Origin of the sequence: Leptospira bandrabouensis, from assembly GCF_004770905.1 — a bacterium.
GTDB classification, from domain to species: domain Bacteria; phylum Spirochaetota; class Leptospiria; order Leptospirales; family Leptospiraceae; genus Leptospira_A; species Leptospira_A bandrabouensis.
Window position 1 is genome coordinate 183,035 of record NZ_RQHT01000003.1, and the last position, 25,988, is coordinate 209,022.

20 protein-coding genes are annotated in these 25,988 nt (G+C 36.3%); 10 read left to right on the forward strand and 10 right to left on the reverse strand.

What is annotated here, in order from left to right; genetic code table 11:
* The first annotated feature begins 156 nt into the window (after positions 1 to 156).
* Entirely contained in the window at positions 157 to 378 is a 222-nt protein-coding gene (locus EHR07_RS01280) for a hypothetical protein (RefSeq protein WP_135743397.1), read from the forward strand.
* Between the two features lie 116 nt (positions 379 to 494).
* Here EHR07_RS01280 and EHR07_RS01285 read toward each other — a convergent pair whose 3' ends face one another.
* On the reverse strand, positions 495 to 1,268 hold the full coding sequence (locus tag EHR07_RS01285; protein WP_135743398.1) for an MORN repeat-containing protein: 774 nt from the start codon (positions 1,266 to 1,268) through the stop codon (positions 495 to 497).
* 300 nt (positions 1,269 to 1,568) lie between these two features.
* On the opposite strand from EHR07_RS01285, the gene EHR07_RS01290 reads away from it, so the two are divergent.
* On the forward strand, positions 1,569 to 3,284 hold the full coding sequence (locus tag EHR07_RS01290) for a methyl-accepting chemotaxis protein (protein WP_208739655.1): 1,716 nt from the start codon (positions 1,569 to 1,571) through the stop codon (positions 3,282 to 3,284).
* Positions 3,285 to 3,344: 60 nt separating this feature from the next.
* On the opposite strand, the gene EHR07_RS01295 is transcribed toward EHR07_RS01290, so the two are convergent.
* The gene (locus EHR07_RS01295; RefSeq protein ID WP_135743420.1) at positions 3,345 to 5,108 is read right to left on the reverse strand and encodes a GAF domain-containing SpoIIE family protein phosphatase; all 1,764 of its coding nucleotides are present in this window, start codon (positions 5,106 to 5,108) and stop codon (positions 3,345 to 3,347) included.
* Between the two features lie 208 nt (positions 5,109 to 5,316).
* Here EHR07_RS01295 and nirK point away from each other — a divergent pair, with 208 nt between their 5' ends.
* From nirK to EHR07_RS01315, 4 genes are all read left to right on the forward strand, one after another.
* Positions 5,317 to 6,717 (forward strand): copper-containing nitrite reductase, encoded by a 1,401-nt coding sequence (nirK, locus tag EHR07_RS01300; protein ID WP_135743400.1) that lies wholly within the window; start codon positions 5,317 to 5,319, stop codon positions 6,715 to 6,717.
* 17 nt (positions 6,718 to 6,734) lie between these two features.
* Complete coding sequence (locus EHR07_RS01305; protein WP_135743401.1) at positions 6,735 to 7,502, forward strand: formylglycine-generating enzyme family protein; 768 nt, start codon at positions 6,735 to 6,737, stop codon at positions 7,500 to 7,502.
* Positions 7,499 to 8,116 carry an SCO family protein gene (locus EHR07_RS01310; protein WP_135743402.1) on the forward strand — a complete coding sequence of 206 codons (618 nt, stop codon included), beginning with the start codon at positions 7,499 to 7,501 and terminating at the stop codon, positions 8,114 to 8,116. The genes EHR07_RS01305 and EHR07_RS01310 overlap by 4 nt, the downstream gene beginning before the upstream one ends.
* Before the next feature lie 114 nt (positions 8,117 to 8,230).
* Positions 8,231 to 9,280, forward strand: coding sequence for a BPSS1187 family protein (locus EHR07_RS01315; protein ID WP_238777523.1), 1,050 nt, complete (start codon positions 8,231 to 8,233; stop codon positions 9,278 to 9,280).
* A 17-nt stretch (positions 9,281 to 9,297) separates the two neighbouring features.
* Here EHR07_RS01315 and EHR07_RS01320 read toward each other — a convergent pair whose 3' ends face one another.
* From EHR07_RS01320 to EHR07_RS01340, 5 genes are read right to left on the reverse strand one after another with little or no spacing between them, the layout of a single operon-like run.
* Positions 9,298 to 10,032, reverse strand: a complete 735-nt coding sequence (locus EHR07_RS01320) for an SDR family oxidoreductase (protein WP_135743403.1) — start codon at positions 10,030 to 10,032, stop codon at positions 9,298 to 9,300.
* 53 nt (positions 10,033 to 10,085) lie between these two features.
* Entirely contained in the window at positions 10,086 to 11,117 is a 1,032-nt protein-coding gene (locus EHR07_RS01325) for an MBL fold metallo-hydrolase (protein ID WP_135743404.1), read from the reverse strand.
* Between the two features lie 10 nt (positions 11,118 to 11,127).
* Positions 11,128 to 13,551 carry an ATP-binding protein gene (locus tag EHR07_RS01330; protein WP_208739657.1) on the reverse strand — a complete coding sequence of 808 codons (2,424 nt, stop codon included), beginning with the start codon at positions 13,549 to 13,551 and terminating at the stop codon, positions 11,128 to 11,130.
* Positions 13,552 to 13,597: 46 nt separating this feature from the next.
* On the reverse strand, positions 13,598 to 14,533 hold the full coding sequence (locus EHR07_RS01335) for a sigma-70 family RNA polymerase sigma factor (RefSeq protein WP_135743405.1): 936 nt from the start codon (positions 14,531 to 14,533) through the stop codon (positions 13,598 to 13,600).
* Positions 14,534 to 14,537: 4 nt separating this feature from the next.
* On the reverse strand, positions 14,538 to 15,710 hold the full coding sequence (locus tag EHR07_RS01340; protein ID WP_135743406.1) for an NAD(P)/FAD-dependent oxidoreductase: 1,173 nt from the start codon (positions 15,708 to 15,710) through the stop codon (positions 14,538 to 14,540).
* A 101-nt stretch (positions 15,711 to 15,811) separates the two neighbouring features.
* Between EHR07_RS01340 and EHR07_RS01345 the strand changes: the two genes are divergently transcribed.
* Entirely contained in the window at positions 15,812 to 17,074 is a 1,263-nt protein-coding gene (locus tag EHR07_RS01345; RefSeq protein WP_135743407.1) for an OmpA family protein, read from the forward strand.
* Positions 17,075 to 17,115: 41 nt separating this feature from the next.
* On the opposite strand, the gene EHR07_RS01350 is transcribed toward EHR07_RS01345, so the two are convergent.
* A complete protein-coding gene (locus EHR07_RS01350) occupies positions 17,116 to 18,633 on the reverse strand; it encodes a malate:quinone oxidoreductase (RefSeq protein ID WP_135743408.1) in 1,518 nt (505 codons plus the stop codon).
* A gap of 71 nt (positions 18,634 to 18,704) precedes the next feature.
* On the opposite strand from EHR07_RS01350, the gene EHR07_RS01355 reads away from it, so the two are divergent.
* A complete protein-coding gene (locus tag EHR07_RS01355; RefSeq protein WP_135743409.1) occupies positions 18,705 to 19,901 on the forward strand; it encodes a metallophosphoesterase in 1,197 nt (398 codons plus the stop codon).
* 139 nt (positions 19,902 to 20,040) lie between these two features.
* Positions 20,041 to 21,822: a methyl-accepting chemotaxis protein gene (locus EHR07_RS01360; protein WP_135743410.1), complete on the forward strand. Its 1,782-nt coding sequence runs from the start codon at positions 20,041 to 20,043 to the stop codon at positions 21,820 to 21,822.
* Positions 21,823 to 21,957: 135 nt separating this feature from the next.
* Here EHR07_RS01360 and EHR07_RS01365 read toward each other — a convergent pair whose 3' ends face one another.
* Together EHR07_RS01365 and EHR07_RS01370 are read right to left on the reverse strand one after the other, a co-directional pair.
* Positions 21,958 to 22,560: a hypothetical protein gene (locus EHR07_RS01365; RefSeq protein WP_135743411.1), complete on the reverse strand. Its 603-nt coding sequence runs from the start codon at positions 22,558 to 22,560 to the stop codon at positions 21,958 to 21,960.
* Between the two features lie 27 nt (positions 22,561 to 22,587).
* Positions 22,588 to 23,421, reverse strand: coding sequence for a hypothetical protein (locus tag EHR07_RS01370; RefSeq protein WP_135743412.1), 834 nt, complete (start codon positions 23,419 to 23,421; stop codon positions 22,588 to 22,590).
* Between the two features lie 643 nt (positions 23,422 to 24,064).
* Between EHR07_RS01370 and EHR07_RS01375 the strand changes: the two genes are divergently transcribed.
* Positions 24,065 to 25,771: a methyl-accepting chemotaxis protein gene (locus EHR07_RS01375; protein ID WP_135743423.1), complete on the forward strand. Its 1,707-nt coding sequence runs from the start codon at positions 24,065 to 24,067 to the stop codon at positions 25,769 to 25,771.
* The last annotated feature ends 217 nt before the right edge of the window (positions 25,772 to 25,988 follow it).

Consider the following 25,988-nt stretch of genomic DNA (forward strand, 5'->3'; position numbering starts at 1 on the left):
TTATCGCATCCTGCGATAAGGATTTCCGCTACTCCCCCTTGTGCGGGGAGGGATTGTTTTTCGAATCACTAGAACCATTCTAGGTTTCCCTTCTCTGTTGACTAAATCCCTTGACCGAAATTAGAAAGTTTCATTTTTAAAAGAAGAGGGTTCAGTTTGTACACACTCATTCGTTTTGAAAATGTAGAATTAGCACATATCCAAGTAGAGAAGGGCGGAGTAAAATCATTTCCCTGCGGTTTTGATTCATCCAAACATATAATGGAAAAATCATCCCAAAGATTAGATTTAAAAAAAATCCGAGTGGCTGTGGCCAAATCAGCCAATGCTGATTCCGATATTTGTGGCACTTGTGTGGGTGCCTTGTATTCAAATTGACCAAAATTCTGTTTAGGTGTTAGTCAGTCAGTTCCTTACTGGAGTACCTTCACCTAAAAAAGAAATAACTTCGCCCTATGGATGAATTTCTATATGACGAAGTTAATCACTTTCGTTTATTCTAATATAAACTGAACCTTCCTGTTTGGCTTTACATAATTTGCGATTAAAGAATCCTCACGGAATTCGTATTTACAATATTTTTCGAAGTTTTTATTGCAGGTCACCTTTCCATCAATTAATACATTGTTAGAGAAAGTCCCTTCTTTTTTTAATTGGTAGGAGAAAACGGTTTCGAGATAATATGTTTTCTCAATCTGTGTTATGCCTTTCCCATCATATTGTGTATTTTTAAAATTTCCTTGGTGCATTCGGAACGTAAATCCATCAGTAAAATAACTAGTTCCAGATCCTGTGTCACAGGCTCCAACACATAAATTTCCTTTGATCCAGTTCCCGTTAATGACCGTGTGGTTGGGTAACTTGATGGAACCTGGACCATCTTGTATCTCGTCATTCAAAAAGGTACCAGTAACTTTATAGCCATTTGGATAAAAAATAGTGGCCTTACCCATAAGCCTAGTATCACCATTTTTGTTTTCCCCCCAAATTCCTTCAAAAATTGTCCCAGGAGGCACTCCACGGGATTCCTCTTTTACGCAAGCGTCACCAGCATGAATTTGTTTTCCGAAGCCGTTAGGTTTACTGTTTTTAACCTCTCCTTCGTAAACATCGCATTCTTTGGATTTAAGTTTGGCAATTCCAGAGGAACATGCTTTGTCATCACACATCCAATAAGAATGACAGGAAAAGAGAAAAAACATTGTAGATAAAATTAAAAAATATTTAACCATTTGGAGTAAATCAATAGGATTAAAAAATTTTTGCAACGATTTTTCACATAACATATTGTAATCGGTAGGTAGCCTTCCGTTTGCAAAAAATTTAAGGTCATTGTTAGCTTGCCATTTGATTACCTTTCAAAAATACAGAGTGAATTAATTTTTTATAACAAAGGGTTTTTTGCAAATACTTGTGCATAGTGTTCGGATTCATTTTATTTACTTTCGTAGTTTTCCCAGGCCATGATTGACAAATATCAAGAAGGCATACCCTTAAAAAAAGAACAACGGAGTTGATTCTCTTTCTTATCCAAATAACTTTCGACATGTTAGTTGGGGGAAACCGAATTGAAAAACGTAAATGTAAATTTAGTAGAAAATGTTCTTAACGAATCCGATGTCATTATCTCTCGCACCGATACGAAAGGTTTGATAACCTATGTATCTCCTGACTTTGCAAGAATTTCCGAATATTCAGTAGAGGAGATGATTGGAAAACCACATAACATAGTAAGGCATCCTGATATGCCAAAACTTGTATTTGAAGAAATGTGGGATTTTATTAAAGTAGGACTACCTTGGACCGGAGCTGTAAAAAACAGGGCAAAATCTGGAAATTATTATTGGGTAGATGCAACGATCACACCTATTTTAAACGAAAGAAGGCAAGTGATTGGTTATGTATCTGTCCGCAAAAAATTAGCTGAGGAAAAGAAAGAATACTTTGAAAAGTTATACAAAAAATTAGGACAAAAGTCTTCGTTACTAAGGAAAAAAAAGAAAATTTCAAAAAATATTCGTTCTGTTAAATTCCATGAATTGTTGTTTGTTTTGCTTAGTTCTCTTCCTTTCCTCAGTCTTCTTTTTTTGCAAATGCACGAAAAACCTCTGTTTTGTGGATCTTTGCTTATGATCCAGACGGTCATCGCTTCCTCTTTTATTTTTGTCCTCGCACAAAAAAACAGAAAATTGCAAAAAGCAACTGAATCTGTTATTTCTGTTTCTTCCGGAAGATTCCAATACCCTGATCACTTTCATAATGATAGTAGTGATGAAGTAAAAATCATGTTACTATCAATGAAAAGTATGAGTATCAATCTTTGGGGAATCGTTTCACAAATTCAAAAAGCAACGGATGCCTCCATTCGTATTTCCAAAGAACTAGCAGACCTTACCAATCATTTTTTTAGTTCTACCCATTCAATGGCATCTGGAAGCGAAGAAGCTGCTGCCTGTATGGAGGAATTAACTTCCGCGCTAGATAATATCAAACAAATTACCGCAAGTCATTCTGTCATCATGTCAGATATGAAAGATTATATGAATGCAGTGAATCAAAATTTGAAAGGAACTCAAAATGCACTCAAAGGTTTGGACGACTTATCCACAAGATCAACACAAAAAGCCGATGCAGGAAAACAAAAAATTTCAGAATCTTTAGAGGGAATGGAAAACATCAAACAAGTCTCCAGTAAAATTTTGAATATAGTTTCCATCATTTCAGAAATTGCTGATCGTACCAACTTGCTTTCGTTAAATGCCTCAATTGAAGCTGCGAGGGCTGGACATTTTGGAGCAGGTTTTGCAATCGTTGCAAAAGAGATGATGGGTTTAAATGAACAAATTGCAGTTTCCGTGGAAGAAATAAAAAATTATATTGATGAAACTTTATCAGTCATCAAAGAAACATCAGTAAAAGTGAATGAAGCGTCAATGGAAGTTTTTTCTGTAGCCGACTTGTTTAGTGAAATGAAATCGATTCTTAAAAAAGTGGCAGCTTCTTTGTATCATGATTTACAAGAGTCAACTAGAGTGAAACTGAAGTTGGACTCGGTAGAAGACCAAGTAAAACAAATTGACCAATCCGTACTAGAAGCCAATTTAGCTTCGAAACAAATTTCGGATATCCTACTTGGCCTTTCGGAACAGGCCCAGGTGATTGCTTATAAATCGGAAACATTACAGGAAAAAAGTTCTCTAGTGGTTACGGAACCAAAAAAGATTATGGAATTAGTAGAACATTACCACACCGGTGAAACTGAAGTATTAGAAGTTACTTCCTAAAAGAAAAAAGTAAGACCACCGAATCGGTAAAAATTAAAATCAAGTTGTGGGTCTGTATTTTTAAATGCGATCCACAAGTAAAATGGTTACGTCATCAGCAAAATCATTGAAACCTACATGGTCTTTGGCTGCTTGGATTAAATGATCTGCTGCATTTTGGGTGTTTAAAGATTTTGAATTAAGAATTGCCTTTTGGAATAATTCTTCATCATAACGTTTGTTATGGTCTTTTGACATGTGTTCGGTGATTCCGTCAGTGTACATAACAAGACGGTTTCCTGGTAAAAAAGGAAAGGTTTTTTCCTCATAAAACAAATCGGGGATAAGACCCAATATTTTTCCTTTAACGTCTAACTGTGTTATCGGTGAGTCCTTTTTGTCCAATAAAAATGGTGCGTGGTGGCCCGCATTGGCACAAAGGATTGTGTTATTTTTTAAATCAATGATCCCATAATATGCAGTGAGAAAGTTACCTGCTAATTTTCCATATAACATGTGATTTAGGGTGGTTAAAAACAAAGAAGGACTAAGTTTGATATCTTGTTCAAAGTTTTTTAAAACCATGTGTGCCATTGCCGCAAGGACAGCAGCAGAAAGTCCATGACCTGAAATATCGGCAATCAATATGGAATACTTTGAATCCTCCAATTCGGTTACGTCATAAAAATCACCGCCAACTTGTTCCAAAGGAATATGAGATACACCATACGTTAGTTTGTTGGAGCTAGGGAGGCTGGACGGCATAATTTTTTTCATTATGTTTTTGGCACGGTTTAGTTCTTTTCCTGTGTCTACGATTTGGTGGAAAAGTTGCGCATTTTTAATTGTACTACTGAGTCTTGAAGCAATATTCGTTAGTAAATCTAAATCAGAATGTTGGAAGGCATAGCCTGAAAGTTTGTTGTTGATACTGATGACACCAAGAAGTTCATCCTGAAAAATAAGTGGTGCTGAGATCAAAGATTTGGATTCAAATTTATAAGGAGAAAGTTTATTATATCTCGGATCTAAATCAAGATTGTGGATGAGTAAACTTTCTTTTTTTTCTGCTACCCAACCTGAAACACCAGTTCCAAAAGGAACCTTAATTTGATCATAGGCATCTTCTGGAATTCCTTTGGCAGAAAGGATACTTAATTCCTTTTTTTCTGCATTGGCTAGGTAAATGGTTCCAGAGGTGGCTCCTAAATATTCTAAAACTCGGTTCAAAATCCATTTGCCAAGTTCATTTAAACTTTTTTCGGAGACTGATAATCTTTCAAATTCGTTTAACAAAGATAATTCGAGAATACGTTTGTCTAAACTATCTCTTGTATTGGCATTTTGGATGGCAGTGGCAGCCACTTCGGACAAGGAAATCAAATATTCCAAATCGGATGAATCAAATAAACGATTGTTCGTTTTATTAATTACCTCGAGAGTCCCAATCAGTCTTTCCTCAACAAAAAGTGGAACACAAATTAGAGATTTTGTTTTAAATCCTGTGCGTTTGTCCATACTCGCATTGAATCTTGGATCTTTGTAAGCATCTTCTAACGCGATGGGCTTTTTTTCTTTGGCCACCATCCCCACGATACCTTCACCTAACTCTAGCCTGGCGTATTGTTGGATGATTTCCCCTTTTTCTCCTAAAGCTACTTCACAATATAGAAATTCTTCATCTTCTAAAAGGAAGAGAGAACTTGCCTCTGCCTCTAGTAGATCTTTAGAATATAACATAATTAGTGGGAGTAGTTGGTGCAAATCAAGGTTTGCATTCAAAATGGATGAGATATGGAGTAGGCTACGAAACTTACTTAGGCTAGTGAGTGGATCTAAAGTCATGGGGCACCAAACCATTATTTCACCTTGTTTCGAATCCGTCGATTTAGAATTTCCCTCTGAACTAAATCGGAAACTTAGAAACTTACTAAAAAAATACTTCTCTATTTTTAGATTTTGTGAATTGTTTAACGTTTGCCCTCGATTTCATTGATTTGCGTCAATGACGATTTTGTTTAGGTGATTTAATATAAAAAGAAAGGATACGGAAATGCAAAGAAAACGACCAAAGCAACAGACCATAAAAGTTTACTTGTTCTTTATTGTCATAATTAGTTTATTCACAGTTTGTTCGGGACCAAAAACAGAAGAGGCAAAACTCACTTATGCCCCAGAGGTTCCCCCACATATCGATAGAACGAGTGAGGCCAAAGTCATTGTCAATATGGAGACAGTGGAGGTGGTGGGTAGGCTTGCCGACGGAGTGGAATATACTTTTTGGACTTTTGGAGGATCGGTTCCAGGCCCCATGATCCGAGTGAGAGAAGGGGATGAGGTAGAATTTCATCTAAAAAACCATCCCACAAGCAAAATGCCACATAACATCGATTTACATGCGGTCACAGGACCAGGCGGAGGGGCTGCGGCCTCGCTTACTATCCCAGGACATGCTTCCAAATTTTCATTTAAGGCACTAAACCCTGGATTGTATATTTATCACTGTGCCACTTCACCAGTGGGAATGCACATTGCGAACGGAATGTACGGACTTATTTTTGTTCAACCTAAAAACGACCTACCGAAAGTGGACAAAGAATACTATGTAGTGCAAAGTGAATTTTATACAAAAGGAAAAAATGGTGAACCTGGCCTGCAACCATTTAGTATGGAAAAAGCAATTACTGAAATTCCCGATTACGTTGTATTTAATGGATCTGTGGGTTCCCTTGTGGAAGACAGAGCCATCACCGCTAAAGTCGGAGAAACGGTTAGGTTGTTTGTTGGAAATGGTGGGCCAAATTTAGTTTCCTCTTTCCATGTGATTGGTGAAATTTTTGACAATGTGTATACAGAAGGAGGAGCTCTTCCTAACCAAAAAAATGTACAAACTACACTCATTCCTGCGGGAGGTTCTGCCATTGTGGATTTTAAAGTAGATGTTCCAGGTACTCTGATTCTTGTGGATCATTCTATTTTCAGAACGTTTAACAAAGGTTCGCTTGGAATGTTAAAAGTGGAAGGCGAACCAAATGCTACTGTTTATTCTGGAAAACAAGATGATACGGTTTACCTTCCGGAAGGTCCAGCCATTCAAAGAATGGTTACCGAAGTCAAACCTAAAGTATCAGCAAGTACTCCGAAAGAAATTTTGGCAAATGGAGAAAGAGTTTATAAATCAGTTTGTGCTGCTTGTCACATGAAAGAAGGACAAGGTGTGGTTGGTGTGTTTCCTCCATTGGCAAAGTCTGATTATCTAAACGCGGACAAAGCCCGTGCCATTCAAATCCTAAAAAAAGGTCTGAGTGGTCCTATTACTGTGAATGGACAAAAATATAATAACGTAATGCCTCATTTAGAACTAACCAATGAAGAGATTGCCAGTGTCCTAAGTTATGTTTATAACCAATGGGGAAATAAAGGGATTATGGTTTCCGAAGCAGAGGTAAGATAAGTTTAGATTTTGGTTTGATGATGAATCCTTTTCTTTTTATATGTTTTTTTCTTTCCTTTTCCCTTTCTGCAGAGATGGTAAAAATCCCTGCGGGGAATTGGAGGCCATTTTTAAAAGAAACAAACTTTAAGTTAGGTGAAACGATTAAAGTCAAAAGTTTTTACTTGGATGAGTATCCAGTCACTCAAAAAGATTATTTTGAATTTATAGAAGCTAACCTTCAGTGGAAAAAAGGAAAAGTATCTTCGTTATTTGCAGATGGTGGTTATTTAGGTGATTGGAAGGGCAAAAGTCCTGACAGTCGTACTGCCAATTCCCCTGTAACCTATGTTTCCTGGTTTAGTGCAAATGCCTATTGCCAATGGAAAGGGAAACGTTTGCCTTTGGAATCGGAATGGGAATATGTAGCTAGTTTTCCACCACCAGGGAAAAATAAAAAAGATATGGAATCTATCATTCTTGGTTGGTATGGAGAACAAAAACCAGAGTTTCTTCCTTCTGTAGGCAAATACAAAAATAGACTTGGTATTTACGACCAACATGGCATGATTTGGGAGTGGGTTTTTGATTTTAATAATACTTCTGTAACGGGAGATTCAAGACAAGATAGCGATTTAGAAAGTAGTCTTTTTTGCGGAGGAGGATCTTTGAAAGCCAATGATTTTTCCAATTATGCATCTTACATGCGTTATGGATATCGAGCTGGTTTAAAAGGTTGGTATACTGCAAAGTATTTAGGTTTTCGATGTGCTTCCAATGTTAACATTAAGGATAATCCAATATGAAATTTCAATCTACGATAATACTAGTGATTTTATTTATCACTTTCGGATTCAGTTTGGGCTGTGATGATCAGAATTCTGGCCCACATCACCATCATGGAGACAATCATGTTTTGGCTGCCAGTGATGCCGCCCAAGGAAGTTTATTTGATTTGGGTTCAAAGTGGACCACCGAAACCAACCAAACCATCACTTTGAAGGAGTTTAAGGGTTCTCTTTTTATCATCAGTATGTTTTATGCCACTTGCCAATCCATTTGCCCAAGACTTGTGGCAGATATGGAACAACTTTCGAAAAAAATCGCTGAAAAAACAGGAAAGGAACCTCGTATGGTTCTTGTTAGTTTTGATTCTGAAAAAGACAATCCAGCCGTACTTAATGCTTATAAAAAGAAAATGAACTTAAAAGAAAATTGGACTCTTTTATCTGGCAAGGAAGAAGACATTCGTATGTTGTCAGTGGTACTTGGAATCAATTATAAAAAGATTTCGAACGGAGAGTTTAACCATTCAGCCGTTTACAGTTTAGTTTCTAAAGAAGGAATCGTTGTATCTCGGATAGAGGGGATAGGTTCCAATACTGAGGCATTGATTGTCCAATATCAAAACTTAAAATAATATAGTTTGAGAGTGGCTTTCCCATTCTCAAACCAATTTCATATTCATTAATAGTTGCTTTCCTGCCGATTATTTTTTTTGATTACCTTAAATTCTTTTTTAAGGTAATCCTATTTGGTCTCTTTCATTTCTGATCGCTACATGCAATGTTATATCATTCTATTTTTATTTATTTCCATTCTTGGTTGCAAAAAGGAATCAGACGATAAAAAAGATTTTCTAAATTTATTGACACTTGGGTTGTATGCACGTTCCTGCGCTGGACAAAATGCCTTCCCTTCCAGTGGAACTGTGGGTTCTTTGACTCGGTTACAAATTCGTCCATCGCAAACTTCTTCGGGAATTTCAAATTACGATCAACCCCATTATGTTTTTCCTCCTCAATCGGGAGTGACTAATAAAAATATCCTTTCTGTATTCTATCCAGGAACTGGGTCAAGCCCCTGTGAGGTGAATACTTTTTTACAACATGGGGCTACACGTGGTTATCATGTAGTGGGTTTGAGTTATCCGAATGGAGAAGCAGTGAATACTGTTTGTAACCAAGGGGCAGCAAAATCCGAAACAAACTGTTTTGAAAATTTGAGAAAGGAAGTCCTTACGGGAGTCGATCTTTCTCCCTATGTTTCGGTAGACATTTCTAATTCTATAGAAGGTCGATTACTGAGTCTCATTCAGTATTTAATACGTGTTAGACCTAGCGAAGGTTGGGATCAGTTTCTTACTGGTAATCAAATCAATTGGTCTCTTGTATACGTAGGTGGGCATTCACAGGGTAGTGGTCATGCGGCTTTACAGGGAAAAAATCGAACGTTAGGTCGGGTCTCAATTTATAGCGGGGTATCTGACTATAGTTTGCAGAATTCTACTCTTCCCAGTTGGATGGGTGGAACTCAAAATACCCCAGGAACCTCCTATTATGGACTCATCCACGAAAACGATTCCATCGCAAATTTTAGCGGGAATTCTAACCAGGTAACCAATGCTTGGTTAAATCAATTTTCGATGACAGGGCCTATTACCAATACAAACGTTGGATTCCCATTTAATAATAGCCATAGTTTGGTAACAAGTGTTTGTAACGGAATGGGTGCCTTTGGTCTTCACATTTGTCCTATGACTAGTGGGTTCCAATCCATTTGGAATTACATTAGTTTCCCTTAACTAACTGCATTCAAAAATTAAAATGGTGGGAGTCTTTTGAAGATCCATTCAGGTATCATTCGTATTACCATCATGATAAAACGCCAAGGCCAACGGATATAAACCAAATCTTTTTTAGAAAGTCCAGCATTTACGATAAGCTCTGCGGCCACTTGCGGTTGTAAGGTGAGCCAAGGAATCAGATTGTGACCTTCTGACATTTTTGTATATACAGGCCCCAGTTGGATGGTTGTGACATGGACTCCTTTTGAAAATAAAAGGGATCTTAGGCCAGAAAGATAAGTGGTTAAACCAGCCTTTGCACTTCCATAAATATAATTCATTTGCCTACCACGATCCCCTGCGACAGAACTAATGGCCACAATTGTACCATCGTTTCTTTTTTCCATATCCAAAGAGATAATGTTGATAAGCGAAACTACTGCAGAGTAGTTGACTTGGATGGTTCCTAAGAGTTCGTTTTGGTTTTCTCTTGCTTTGGTTTGGTCTTCATAGTATCCAACAACGAAAAAAACTATATCTGGTTTTTGGGAAAGTTCGTGATAAAACTTTTGGTGTAATGAAAATTTGGTAACGTCCCATTCAAATATTTCTACTGAATTCGGGTAATTTGACTGGATTTTCGATTTTAGTTCAGCTAATCTTTGTTTGTTTCTTCCTGTTAAAGAAAGGGAATACCCACGTTTTGCTAGAGATTCTGCGATATAGGTTCCAATGTCGGAAGTTGCCCCAACTACAAGTGCATTTTTCATTTTAAAGGATCCATAGGAAATGGATTTAATCGTTTTTAGTTATGATCTTTTTGTCACTGAAAATTCCACCATCCATCCACACTTCCTGAACCTTGGAAGGAAAAACTTTCGCCAATTTTGGGAACTTGTAAATTGAGTTTCAAAGTTTGGGATGCTACAAGAACTCGTTTGATTGGGTCGTTCCAAGGATGGAGCGATAAAATGAATTTACCCCAATGGACAGGAACAAAGGATTTGGCCCCAATCTGCGTTGCCGCAAGAGCCGTTTCTTCGGGACGCATATGTATGAAAGGCCAATCATCCCCGTATTGTCCACATTCTAAAAATGCCAAATCAAACGGACCATAGTTTTTGCCAATGGTTTCAAAAATGGATCCGTAACCTGAGTCTCCACCTATAAATACTTTATATTCTCCTATTTTTAAAACATAGGAACACCATAAACTTTTGTTTCTCAGTACACTTCGTCCAGAAAAATGTCTAGTTGGTGTGGCGGTTATCTTTAGTCCTGTAGTAATTTCCCTAGATTCAAACCAATCTAATTCAATTATTTTTTCTAATGGTACACCCCAGGATAACAAATGGGCAGACACTCCTAATGGGACGATGATCTTCTTTGTTCTTTGATATAATTTTATAATGGTTTCATAATCTAAGTGATCATAATGATCATGGGTGATGATCAGTATGTCCAAATCTGGCATGTCTTCCGGCAAATAAACATCCGTTCCTTCGAATGATTGGACTGCAAAGGAGAAAGGAGACGCATAACCTGAAAAAACAGGATCAACTAAAATCTTTTTTCCTTCGGCAACTAAAAGGTAAGAGGAGTGACCGAACCAAATGTATTGCGGTTTTGAATCATCTAATTCTTTTAAGTTGATCTTTGAGGAAGGGATGGGAGAAGAAGGTCGAATTGAATTTGGTTTTTGCCAATATTTAATAGCCATTTTCCAGTAAGAACTGTTAGGTGCTAGCATTTCCGTATGTTCAATGTTTTGGAAGCTGCCAGATTGAAAGTGTTCAGATTTTGAGATACGTTTTAGAATCTCTCCATGAGGAAGTTTGCCAAGAGTTGTAGCCAAAATTTCGTCCTTAAAGATTGGACGGTAATAAATCTTTTTTGGCCCATTTTCTGATCATAAAATCTAGGTCGTGTAACAAAAGAGGTTTTGTCATAAAATCGTCCATACCACCGGAAAGGCATCTTTGTTTTTCCTCTTCCAACACATTGGCAGTAAGAGCAACGATTACAGGTTGTTTTTCAATCGACGTGGATTTGCGGACACATTTAGTCACTGTAATCCCGTCCATATCTGGCATTTGAATGTCGAGAAAAACTAGATCTGGCAAATGAGTTCGAATCATATCCAAAGTTTTTTCTCCATTTTCTGATTGTAAGGCGGTATATCCAAGTTTCTTTAAAAAGAGACTTGATACTTTCTGATTAATGGGATCATCATCTGCAATGAGAATTTTTAGCGGATACTTTTCAGCTAATTTAGAATCCCAGTTGGTTTTTTTTACCATTTCGTTTGACGTGGAGATAACATCACCTTCAATCGATTCGAAACTTGCTTCCGCATCAAATTGGAAAGTAAAATTAGATCCCCTACCATAGATACTTTGGACGGAGATCGAACCTCCCATTTCTTCAATTATCTTTTTTGTGATCGCGAGTCCGAGCCCTGTACCAACTGTTTTTTCTGTGAGATGAGAATGGACTTGCGAAAATGGTTGGAATAAGTTCCCCATACGTTCTTCTGGTATTCCGATTCCCGTATCTTTTACTGATACTTTTAGGCGCATTTTTTTATCATCAATCGATGTTGATTCGACTATAACAAAAATACTTCCTTCTTCTGTAAACTTCACTGCATTGCTTAATAAGTTTGTTAATATTTGTGCAAATCGTCTTTGGTCTGTAATAAGGAATGCCGGAGGTTCATTTACAAATTCTAATTCGACTTTTAATTTGTTTTTATCAGATTGTGTTTTAAAAATGTTAATACAATCATGAAGTAGTCTCCTAACAGAAATCGGCTCTAAGTGTAATTCGAATTGTCCTGACTCGAGTTTGGTTAAATCTAAAATATCGTTTACTAAAAGTAAAAGATTGTCCCCACTAAATTTAATTAGGTTTAAATACTCCTTTTGTTCTTCTGTAAGTTCTGTTTGTTGTAACATTTGAGTCATACCCAGAATTCCATTCATAGGAGTTCTGATTTCATGGCTCATTGTAGAAAGAAAAGATGTTTTGAATTTAACTTTTGCTTCCGCATTTTCTTTTTCTTGTTTAAGCCTCTCTTTGTTTCTAAAGTTTTCAATCATCCTTTCAGCAATAAAGAGAGCTTGGGAAAGACCAAATACAAGAAATCCGTATTGTGCAAGATAGGGAATTCCTCTTTTGGCAAATTCAGTAAGTATGTCTAAGGAGAACAACGAGATGGTTGCAACCACTGAGAATAAAAAGAATTTACTCCCAGGTTTTCTTAAAATAACGCCATGAATGATAGGATACAATAAACCTAATAAGCCAAACAGAGATAAAACTAGATGGGCGCCTAAAAATTTAGAAAAGGATATAATATCTAATGGTAAGGCCAAAAATAATAAAAGGGCGATACCATAGTTGGTTCTATAAACTAAATTGTATTCAGGTGCATGATAAATTTCTTTTACATATAAAACAAAAGCAAGATACAATAGAACAAAACTAATTCCATTGATTCTCACTATCGTTTCGTAAATACCTTCTGGTAGATAGTTGTATAAGATTCTTGTTTCTCCAATGCTTAGCAAACGAACTGCTGCTAAAAAACAAACTGTAGCAAAGTAGATATGAGTTTTTTCATCCCTCCAAAAAAGATACAATACAAAATGAAAGAAAGCTAAGGTAATGAGAGAAGCAAATACAAAAACATCTCTACTGATTGTCTCAAGATATAATTTGTTGATTCCGGAATGGTTACCTATGGTATAAGGTGTGGCAACACCACAATTGTGGTAATGAAAACAAGATATTTTTAAGGAAAGGTGAATGCGTTGATCTTTAGAATCTGGAAGAGCTACTGTTTGCACTTTTAGTTTGGGAATTTCAGTGCTAATACTTTTTCCAATGGTCCCCGATTGGAAAATAGAATTGTTTTCGATGAGAATTTCGAAAGCATTCCGGGTCACACCGTTTTGTAGATATAAATTTTTAGCATTTTCAGGTAATAAGATGGTGAGGCTAAGAGTTGCATAACCAGTTGGATATTTTTCAGAATTAGAATTGGTCCAGTGACCAGGGACCATCGTATAGTCCACGGTAGTTAAATCTTCTTTGGGGCTCCAATTTTCCCAATCGATTCTCCATTCACCGTTTAGTGGGACATTTCCCATCGTTTCAAAGTTCCAATCGCGAAGATCTAACACTGCTTTTTTGGCAACGGGATGATTGGCAAAGTTCTTTTGATCGCAACCACTTTGTGTTGCGAAGACCAGAATCAAAAGGAAGATTAGTTTTAATATCTTCATTGCCTTTGTGTTATAGGACGAAGAAAAGATTGGGAATCTTTGTGTTTTAAGGAAAGGAAAAAAAATGCTTCCAACGGAATAAAAACCATTCCCAAAGGGTTGGTTTTCGTAGATATCCTAGTTTTATTAGGTTTTCTTTGTTTCGAAAGCCTTTTAGTTTATCAGGATTTACTAAATTATAGATCGAATCAATTTTCTTCCCTTGGTATGTGAAAATTTGGACGAAACTTGGTTCCAAATTAGAATACCCAATGATCGCAGGTGAGCCGTTCGCATAACCAAAAAATATTTCAGTGGATTCTTTCGCTTTTTGTGTGGTTCTCACAAGAAGTGAGATCACTCTTTTAATTCCAGGAACCGGAATTCTTGCCGCATGTACTTTTCCTCCTCCATCGGAAAATGCAATGACATCTTCTCGTAATAGGTTCGTTAGAGATTTAGTGTCTTGGCTGTAACAGGCAAAACTAAATTCTAAAAGCAACTGAGAATGGAGTTTGGGATCGGGTTCAAATTTTTTCTTTCTGGATTGGATGGCTGTGCGAGCGCGACTGAATATTTGTCTGCAGTTATCTGCGGATTTTTCAACAATCGTAGCGATCGATTCGTAATCGAAATCAAATAACTCTCGTAATATGAAAACAGCTCTTTCGGTTGGATTAAGAGTTTCCAATATTACAAGAAAGGCAAAGTTGATTTTTTCATCGTCTATTGATTCTTCCTTTTCTGGTATTGGCTCAGGTAAATAGGGTCCTATATAGGTTTCCTTTTTTCTGGATGCTTTTTTTAAGAGATCAAAGGCAAGTCTTGCGGCGATACTTCCTAAATAAGATTTATGATTTTGGATTAAATGTTTATCGGCAGAGAGCCATCTAAGATAACTCTCCTGAACAATATCTTCTGCATCCACATAACTTCCTGTAATTCGATATGCGATGGAGAAAATATAGTGTTTCCAGTTTAAAAATAATTCTAAATCGTTCATGTACTCATGTCCCAATTGATATCGTTTTAGTTAAAACAGGCTCTTTCTTTTGAATTGGATTTCCTTTGGGCCAAAAGTAAAATCGGAACGGAAGATATTTCTCCATCTTTAATGAAAAAATAGTAAATTGATTTACTAGTTCTTTAATCACTGCACCCCATTTTCCTGTGATGATCCATTCCTTGGGTTTGTCATCACCATACGTAAATTGAATGAGTCCTTCTTTTCTTCCAAGAGAAACACAACGTCCAAAAAATTGAAATAAAAATGGTGATAGTTTTTTTTCTCGGATCAAATTTGCAATTTGGTCTGCAATATGGGCTCCCATCGGCAATGCGGTAACACAACCCATACGTAAAATTGAGTTTTCTAAAAAGGCAGAATCTCCCGCAACAAAAACATTTGGAAAAGAAAGTGATCTGAGAAATGGATCTACGTAAATTTGGTTTTTTGAATTGGTAGAAAAACCAGCTTCCTTTAGTAGAGGAGAAGATTTGAATCCGCTACAGTTAAGAATACAATCAAAGGAAATTTTATTTTGATCTTCGAAAGTGATTTCATTTTCGTTAGTCGAAAGAATTTTCGTTTGATCTAAAATATGAATATTGTTTTTCGAAAGGTAAGTTTTCAAATAGTTTTTTCCCTTTTCTGAAAAGGAAGAACCAAATTTGTTTTTATCAATGAGGAAAACTGATGTGTTTGGATGAAAATACTTCCATTCCGAGGCCATTTCTATTCCCGTAAGGCCACCTCCAATAATTCCAAGTTTTTGAATTTCATTTTGTTTATATTTTTTTATAAAATTCGAAGTTGCTTCGTTGGATTGAATGGAATTCGTTACGTTTTGTATTTGGTGAATTTGAGAACTTCCCAAAGTTATGATTAGATAGTCATAAGCAATGGAATTTGGATTCCCATCAATTTCTATCACATTTTCCTTCGGTTTGATCTTTGTAATTTTTGCCTGTAAAAAATTAACCTTTGTTCTAAGGAGATCTTTGATTTTTATCTTTTTTTCAGATCCTGTACTTGCCAGTTCATGGAATCGAATTCTTTCCTTAAATTCACTAGATTCAGAAACCAAGACGATCTCTGCTTCTTTTAATTGTTTTTCCAAACGGTTGGCGGCTAATATTCCTGCATATCCTGCCCCAAGGATGAATACTTTTGGTTTCATTTTGATACCTCGTTACAAGGACGAAATAGGGCCGTGAGTTTGTGACAGAGTTTGATAAAAAATCGACTTGATAAAACTTTCTTCTGCCAGAACGATCATCCATGCAGAAAATGAAGTGGAAATATTCTTATATTTATAGCGGAGTTTTGTTGTTTTTTTTGGTGACTTCCTTATATGCTGAAGGTTTTGATCGGGGAAGTTTGGTGTTTTATGGTTTTGGTTCTTATGGTCTTGGAAACCATTCAGGGAGTATGGAAAAATCTGTAGAGTCCACAAACCAGCCAAATTTTCTCATGTTGAACTCACCTTTTGTTGAAACTAGCTACAGAGTTGGAAATTATATAGCATATACAGAGTTTGTAAAAAATCGCACAGAACTTTCCAGCCACGGGGGAGAATTAGGTTTTGAATATGGTTTATTTAGATACTTTGGAATAGGACTATCTTATTCTAACCAAACGATTACTTCTTCCTATTTTCGCGCTATAGAAGAAAGAAATATAATTTTACTTTCTTATATGGGAACCAACGTAAGTACCCAACTAGAAAAGTTGAATTTAGGTGACACGTATGACCTTGCCGTTCAAAAAAGAAGAACTGTTTTCAGTGGTAATTCAGGGAACCTAAATCTTTTTTTCCATTTTTTACCAAACAATGCAGTTGATCCCTACATTCGAGTCGGTGGTGGTATTGGCTATGAACAGCTGTATGGTGGAAATCTAAATAGAATTTTTGGTGCCATTGGTATAAGATATCATTTTGATTCCCTATTTTTCTTTAGTACGGAAGTAGAACATTCGAATGTTTATATCGTAAAGTATGAACCTCCCAGTTCGGGACATAGAAACAAAGGAAACTACGAAGAAACTTTTTTTAAATTAGGTTTAGGAGTTCATTTTTCCCTGCTTGATAATAATGTCCCGAGTAATGATTTAGAAAGTCAAAAAACAACGGTGATTGATTCAGTAGGTTCTGAAATTCCATACCAAAGTAAAGAACAGGTAACGGAAACTCGATTAGAACGTTTTGTATTTCTAGCGAGTGAAATATTTGATCTTCCTTCCAGTCGAATCCATTTGGAAGGGAGAGCAAGATTGGATGCGATTGCGCGTAGTTTAGAAAATGAATATAAAGAATTTGATGTATTAATCATCACATACACAACTCCATTTAAAGAAGATCTTCCTGGAAATTATGAAAACTATGACCTTGGGTTCGAACGTTCGCAGGCGATTTCACGGATACTTCGTGATAAAGGGGTAAATGCAAAGAGAATTATTGATTCCACACAAGGATCGGCAATGTATAACGTCGATTCCAAGGAAAAAGTGGTGATAGAGCTTCGAAAAAAATCAGGTAAATAACCAAATCATTTTTCGAAACTCCTATGAAATCGATTGGGGACTTAAACGTTAATGTTTGTTTTGTGAGATAAATCCAAAAGTTTTGCAGTATTCAATCGGCTTTTTCTGCAAACTTCTGGATTGTCTTTCATTGATTCCCCGAAACTCGGAATCATTTCTTTTAGTTTTGATTTCCACTCATTTGAAGACATTTCTTTTGGAAAACAATCAGCTAATACTTCTAACATGATGGAAACAGAAGTGGACGCACCGGGACTGGCACCGAGTAAAGCTGCCAAAGACCCATCTTTTGCGGATACAACTTCGGTTCCAAATTCTAATACTCCACCTTCTTCATCATCTTTTTTAATCACTTGTACTCTCTGGCCCGCAACAACCAATTCCCAATCTTCTGATTTTACTTCTGGGAAATATTCCCTGAGAGCTGCAATTCTGTCTTCATGGGACTGCATTGCTTGGCCAATCAAATATTTGGTTAAAGGCAGGTTGTGCATTCCTGCAGATAACATGGGAAATATGTTATCAAACTCTAACGATTTTACTAAATCTAAATAAGATCCTTTCTTTAAAAACTTGGTTGTGAAACCAGCATAAGGACCAAATAATAATTCTTTTTTCCCTTCAATGATTCTTGTATCTAAATGTGGAACAGACATGGGCGGAGAACCTACATCTGCTTTTCCATATACTTTTGCAAAATGTTGTTGGATGACTTCACGATTGCGACAACGTAACCATTGACCACTTACAGGAAATCCACCAAATCCAGATGCCTCTGGAATGTCTGATTTTTCTAAAAGAGGAAGACTCCCACCTCCAGCTCCAATAAAAACAAACTTGGCTTCATGATGTTCCTTCTCGTGAGTTTGAATATGATGCGAAGTTAGGTGCCAATATCCATTTTCTGCTCGTTCCAAATCTTTAACATCTTCGAAGTAATGGACGTGTACATCCGGAAAACTTTCTAAGTACCGAAACATAGCCCTTGTTAAAGTTCCGAAGTTGACATCGGTTCCTAAATCCATTTTGGTTGCAGCCAGTGGTTCGGAATGGTTTCTACCTTTCATCACAAGAGGCAACCATTCCGTAATTGTATTTCTGTCTTCTGAATAAATTAGTTCTTTAAACAGTTCATACTTTTTTAAAGCCTCATAACGTTTCCGTAAAAAGGAAACATTTTCTTCTCCCCATACAAAACTATAATGAGGAACGGAGTGAATGAATTCATCTGCATCCAAGATTCGTTTGGTGCCCGCCAAATATCCCCAAAACTCTTTGGAAATTTCAAACCATTCGGCAATTTGAAGTGCCTTTTTTGTATGAATGGACCCATCTTCGTTTTCAATTGTATAATTGAGTTCACAAAAGGCAGAGTGTCCGGTTCCCGCATTGTTCCAGGCATTTGAACTTTCTCGTGCGGCAGCATCCAACCTCTCTAATACGGTGATTGTTAGGTGGGGTGCCAGTTCTTTTAAAAGAACACCTAAGGTGGCACTCATGATACCGGCACCTATTAATATGACATCGGACTTTGTTCTAACTGTATCTTTTTCTTTCATCCTCTACCTTCTGTCTCATTATCGGCAACTTTTCTGATTAAAACGCAGTCCAAAGAGATAAGGTAACTCGATTGAAAGCATTCTTTATATTTTTGTCAGTTCTGACATCCTTACTTGGATTTATCTATTATTATTCTACCTTTCGTTTGATTTCAGGACTTTCACTGAATGGACCGGTTGTGACTTTGATTTTGTTAGGGATTGGGATTCTTGTTTTACTGGTTCCTTTGACTTATGTTTTTAGTCGAACTTCGAAACGAGAAAAAACGCAGACTTTTTTTGCCTATCTCACCTTTACCAATTTTGGCTTTTTTTCCATTCTCTTTACCCTCGTTCTTCTAATGGATTTTTTACGTTGGGTGGACTTCGGGATCATCACAGATTATTCTCGAGTTTTATTTTCTAGTTTGGTGCAATTTGGATTTCCCTTAGATGGAGTTACCGAGGTAAAAAACTTTAGTTTAGCTTTTTCCACTATCGTGGCAGCAACAGCACTCAGTTCCCTCGGATTTTTTAATGCTCACGTTCGTTTACAATACAAACGCGTGTTTGTCCCTATCAAAGACCTACACCCGGACTTAGAAGGTTTTAAAATTGTCCAAATCTCTGATGTACATATTGGTCCAACGATCAAAGGAAGGTTTTTGGAAAGAGTCGTAAAAAGGATCAACCTCCAAAAACCGGATGTTGTTGTGATCACAGGTGATCTAGTAGATGGTCCTGTGACAACTCTCAAACACCACTTGAAACCCTTAGGGAACATTCAATCAAAATATGGAACATTTTATGTAACTGGAAATCACGAATATTACTCAGGAGTTTTGTCCTGGCTTCCCGAGATACAAAAATTAGGTGTAAATATTCTACTCAACCAAAACCAAATACTCTCAGTGGGTAAATCCAAATTGCTTATGGCAGGTGTTACAGATCTATCTGCAGGAAAGATGATAAGGTCTCACCAGACAAATCCTAAAAAAGCAATGGAAGGAGGAGAAGATTGTGATTATAAGATATTACTCGCCCACCAACCAAATAGTATTTACGAAGCAAGTGATGCCGGGTTCGACTTACAAATTTCGGGACATACTCATGGTGGTCAATTTTTCCCTGGGAATTTACTGATTTATTTTGCCCAAAAATTTGTCTCAGGATTACATAAATATAAGAACTCATTAATTTACGTTAGTCGAGGAACTGGGTATTGGGGTCCTCCTTTCCGCCTCGGAGCTCCTTCAGAAATTTCTATTTTGGTATTAAAAAATACATAATTTTTTCTGAACCTGCTTTCGCCATAGGGAATCCTGAACGCCAATTACTTCCAATTCTTATATAAAAAATACTAAAATGGATGAAGTCTCTTAGGATTTTTTGGAATATTGTCCATATTCCAAGGTGGAAAAAAGGCAAATGAATCAAATCTCACTCATCCGGAAATTGACTATTGCGATTGAAGCTCCTTTATACTTATTAATTTTTCCTTACTTTATCAATTTTTGTTTATTTGCTTCTAGTTTTGAAATAGATACTGTTATCAAACTTGGAATTTTAGGAACACTGCTTTCTTTAGTTCCTTTGGTGATTGGCATTTTACTTCGAAACAAAAGACTTAAAGAATTATTGAACTTCACAAAAACTTCAGATCCAAATACACTCACAGATTTAAAAAAGAGACTATTGGAACATCCGCATTGGGAAGGTAGGGTGATTCTCATTCGGTGGACCGTTTCCATTTTTGGATTTTCTATATTGGCGGTTACTTTCCTTGGTCTTCCTTGGAAGGAGGTTTTCGCCTTACCGTATGCCTGTGTTATGCTTTCGCCTATTATCTATTTAGCTTTTTATTTTCAAACAGAAGTTTATTTGAGTTCAGTTCTAAAAGCAAAAGAATTATCAGCAGTTTTTTTAGATGAAACAAAAATTAGAATTTTTGGAGTTTTTAAGAGAAACTTATTTACCATGATTGCGGTGGCACTTTTGCCAATGTTGACATTTGGTTATTATTTATTTCTAATTTTATTTACAGAATTCAGATCACAATACTGGTTTTATCAGATGCCCATCGTTTTTATCATGATGGTAGTAATTATTATTTATGCCGCTTACGTGGGAAGTAAATCCTTAAAGGAAGATATTGATAATTTAAACAATTCTATTGAAAAATTATCCAAGGGAGAGTTGTCTGAGACAATTCCTCAGCTTTCTGCAACAAACCTAAGTCATACGATTACAAAATTAAATTTATTTATGGAGTCGTTACGCCAATACTTCAGGAAAGCTAAGGATGAGGCTTTCTCTCTTTTGGAAACATCCAAGGTAATATTGGATAAGGGTAACGTCATTGATTCGCAGGTTAGTTCAGAAAAAACCAAACTAGACTCTACATTTGAGTCGGTAAATCACATCAAAAATCTTTCCAGGGCAACTTATGAACGTGTTCTTTCTCAAAAAGAAAAAACGAACTTTTTGGCAACGGAACTCACTCGAGTTACTAATGAGATGGCAGACCTTTCTGAAAAGGCAGAGGAGTTGGCTCAAAACACAGCACATTCGATTGGAACAGTGCAAATAGCAAAGGATGCCATTCAATCTGCTTTTGAAAAGGTAGAGGTAATGAACCAAATGAGTGAGAATATTAAAGCCACCATTTCTATCGTAGAAGATATTTCTGACCGTGTAAATTTGTTATCTCTCAATGCATCGATTGAAGCCGCAAGGGCAGGCACTATGGGGCGTGGTTTTGCTGTGGTGGCAGGAGAGGTTTCTCGCCTAGCAGATGAAACTGCAAAAAATATCGAAGAGATTAAACGAGTGGTAAAATTGTCGCAAGTGGCTTCAAAAGAGAGTTTGGAATCCATGAAAGAAATCATTTCTACCAATGAAGATGTAAAATCTAAGTTTGAAGAAATTTCTAGAGTCGTCCAGATGTTTGGACATACCAGCGAAACCGGCTCTGAAAATGTAAAATCCTTAAATAAACTAGTGGGTGAGTTTCTACGAGATGCGGACCAAATCACCGAGGAAATGAAATTGCAAACTGGCTATACCGAAGACTCCAATTCCAACTTACAGGAGTTATGGGAAAATCACTCTAAAATATCCACTACATTTAAAGAAATTTCGGAAGAGGCCAATCATCTAAAGGTAGTCTCAGATTCGATGGAAAAAATTGTTTCTAGGTTTCGGTTTTAGTCTAAAAGAAAGAAAAAAACAAACATCGCAATTAGATTTGGTGTTATTATAGAAATTAAGATTTAGGTTTTTTTTTAGTAAAGCTGATTCTCATTCTGCAAACAGGACAGAATGAGAATCATTAGATTTTGATTATTATTTTTTTAAATAACCTTTTTCTTTGATTTCAGCAAATACCGAACTGAGCATTTCTCTTCTTTGTTTATCAATTACTTCCGATGGATCAGCAAAAGGCATTACAAATAAAAGCAAAATTTGGCCAACTTCAGTTTTGTTCTCTTCCCTTTTCATTTCAGCAAGGACTTTCCCTTTTTTATCTTTTACAGCTAAGTTCATTGAAATGTGTGAGCCAGCGAAATAAGGTAAAATCCCAAGCGTAGGTAAAGAAATCCAAGCTGCTACTTTAGCAGAAAAAAAACCCCGATCTTCTATAACTTTGATATCAAAGATGTAGTCTGCGTCTGCTTGACTTCTGGTGTAAAAAACATCTTCACTTTCATTTAAAAGTTTTGCAGATTCATTTTGCCATCTTTGAGTTATAAAATCATTTGGATCATCAGGTTCTCCATTCACTGTCATTTGGTAATTGGCATTCACTTTTACCGCTAAATTTTTTGAAATACCAAATTTTTTGACAATAGGAGTTCCTTCGTATTCACCACTTCGAAAATTCAAACAATTGATTGTTAGTATTCCCAAAATTAATAATAGTAGGTTTTTGAAATAAGTTTTTGTCATTAGTTTTCCTGATTGAATATACAAAGTTTATTTTTTAAACTTACTAAGTTTTTTATCTGCTACTTCTTTCCAGTAGGAGTTTGGATTTGCTTTACTCACACCTTCCAAAAAAACAAACTCATCAAAACCAGGTCTACGTAAGTCTGGATAATAGTATCTGTCTTTTAGTAATTCTGACTTTGAGTTTAGGATGTAACCATTGTCTTTTTCTAATACAAATTTCTTTTTTTTGGACATACCGATTAATTCATCTAATGTTGCGGAAAGTGCAAATGGATCTTCAGAAGTAGTTTCCTTTATTACACCTTTAAATAATCCTAAATATTGAATTTCACCTGGTTTTGCTTTGAAATTCATAACTTTAGCTGTATCTTCTGGATCAAAATCAATGTATACATTGTCACATTTTTGTTGGGATGTTGGAATTCCGTTAACAAATACAATTGTGGTACGGCAGAAAACATAACCAGCTGTTGAAACTGTATAAGAATTCCCATCCACAGGAACAACACGGGAAATGTAGGAAATCACTTGTAACTTTTTACCGTTATAAATTTTTTCTTTCTCTGTTTCTTCCACTAAGACATCTGCTGGATCTGGAATTCTTTTTTTTGCATTTTCCTGACTATTTGCATCCAACTTTACAATGTGGTCTCCAAAAGTCTGACCAAATTGGTATTGGTTTTCAGTTCCTAATAGACCAGGTGGATATTCTAAGTAGATTCCATATCCGACCAAACCTACTGATTTGATTTCTTCTTTGGATTTGGGAGACTCTAATCTGTAGACAGAAGACTTACATGCGGTTACAAACGAGAATAGGGAAAGTAATATAATCCCTGTGATGCGAAATTTGTTCATTTTAGTTTCCTTTGTTTTTGCATAAGCTGAATGGTTTTGAGAATTTGGCAAGTAAAACGGTTTGGTAGATTCGAAAATTCAGAAATTTCATTGATCCTAATAATATGTACCGCTGGCTACTGGCTGAGGTTTAAATTCTCTGATTCAGGGAACTTAACTTGGCGAAGTTTTTTGAATATGATTTGGCCTTAAATCCGCAGGACTTTCGGTTTGTTTGGTGATTTGTGTTTAATATTTGCATGTTTTTATTTGGTTGATTGTTCTACTTTCTAAAATCAATTAATAAACGTTAGGTTGTTTGTTGATTCTTTCAAAAAGCATATTAAGTGTTTATTTATTTTTCGAGTAGAGTGTTGCTTTTGGAAGGGGAACCGAAAATTTGAATCTATTTCTCTTCACCTAAGTAAGTTCCATTATCAGTCAATCTTTTATTTACAAACGAACCTGAAAAGTACATTGTTCTTTTTGGTAGTACTGTGAAATGCTATTAGATTATTTAGTGTATTAATAAATACTGAGATACAAAAAAATACTTTCATTTCATTCTAAGTTTTTGTTTTCTCATAAATCAAAAGACAACGTACAAAGTATGATAAAACAAACTCTTCATAAACTATATTCTCTTAGCATCCGTACTCAGTTGATGATTTTCATCTTCTTGGTTCTCAACTTAGTACTAGGCCCAGTTTTTTATCTCGTCTACCAATCTGCTAAGACCCAAATTGTAAATCTCGGTGGAGAGTTGTTTAAAACTTTGGCAACTGATTCAGTTGCTGTGATCGATTTGTTAAATGAAGATGTAAAGGCCGGAAAAATAAGTTTAGCAGATGCTCAAGAAATGGCAAGGGTCTATATTCTGGGACCTAAAGGTTCCGATGGTGTTCGCGACTTGTCCAAAGGCAAAATGTCTGCCAAATTGGACATGCGGGTTTGGGCCTCTCGTCCGAATGGTGTTTTTACGATGAACCCCTTTAACATTGAAGGTGTAAATCTTTGGGATTACCAAGTAGATGGAAAATTTACAGTCCGAGACACTTGGTCCAATAAGGAAAGAACTGGGAGAATCGTGTATGAACTATGGCAGGAAGGTGAGGAGCCAACTCATTCTTGGATTGCTTATCAGATTTATTACGAACCTTGGGATTGGATTGTTGGTTCTGGCGGGAGAGAGGCGATTTTTTATGAAGAGCGCCTAAAATCCCTTTCTTACTTATTTCTTTTGGGAGCTATATTTGCTTCTGTCATTTCCTTAGTTTTCTCTTATTTTTTTGCAGCTATTTTTGCAAGAAAGATCAATCACGTGAAGTCACTTATTGGGAAAGCGAGAGAAGGAGATTTAACTTCCAAGTCTAATCATCTATATAAAGATGAAATTGGATCACTGCTTACTGATTTTGATCAAATGACAAATAGTTTGCGAACAATGATTCAGGTTGTTTCACAATCTTCCAATGAAGTTCTGCAATCAGCGGATAAGCTTATCGAAAGTGCCAATGGTTCTGCCAATGTAGCTGCTACGATATCAGAATCGATGACTACTGTGCGAAGCAATTCAAATACCCAATTGGAAGCTTTTTCTGAAAATAAATCGGCAGTAGAAGAAAATACCCTTGCGATTGCAAAAATTGCTGAAGCAACTTATGTGGTTTCGGAATTGTCTAATGGTGTTTTGGAAAAAGTAGAAGAAGGCCAAGGCATTGTTAAGAAAACAATTCATCAAATGGAGATTATTAATTCCTCAGTGAATGGAATTTCTTCGAGTATCAATACTCTCGGTGCAAATTCGAAAGCAATTGGACAAATTGTGGAAACGATCAATCAGATCGCAAGCCAAACAAACTTACTTGCTCTTAATGCAGCAATCGAAGCTGCACGGGCAGGGGAGGAAGGTAAAGGATTTGCCGTTGTTGCCGATGAAGTTAGAAAATTAGCAGAAAGGTCTGAAAGAGCCACTAAACAAATTTCTGTGATCATTGATGAAATCCAGAAGAACACACTTGAATCCATTCAAATGATGGAAAAAGGGAATCAAGACGTAGGAGTTGGAGTTGAGATGGTGAATGTAGTGGGAAATACCTTCCAATCTATTATTTCTGCCATTAAAAAAGTTAATGATGAAATTCATGGTGTTTCTTCAACTACAGAAGAAATATCGGCTAGTACAGAAGAGCTTAACGCAAACACAGTTCAATTGATTGAGCTAACTAACATGATCAATGAAAACACAAAAGAAGTTTCTGTTTCTTCGGATTCTCAGTTATCTGAAGTGTCCGCTGTTAAAGAAGCAGCGAATCGACTGAGTGAACTTGCAAAAACTTTAAACCAAGAAATCAAAAAGTTTAAAATTTAATCAGATACCTTTTTTTTCAAAATGGTATCTATGATTTATAAAGATATTTTATCTCAATTTTTCTTTGGATACTTAAGGATATAACTCTTGTAAAGTGGCAGCTAACTTCGAAAAGTAGACTCTCTCTTTGTAATTACGACAAAGAGTTGATGCCGAGGGGAGGTCACTTAGAGGGTAAGATCACCGATTTTTCATTGATAAAAAAAGAGTAAAAAGT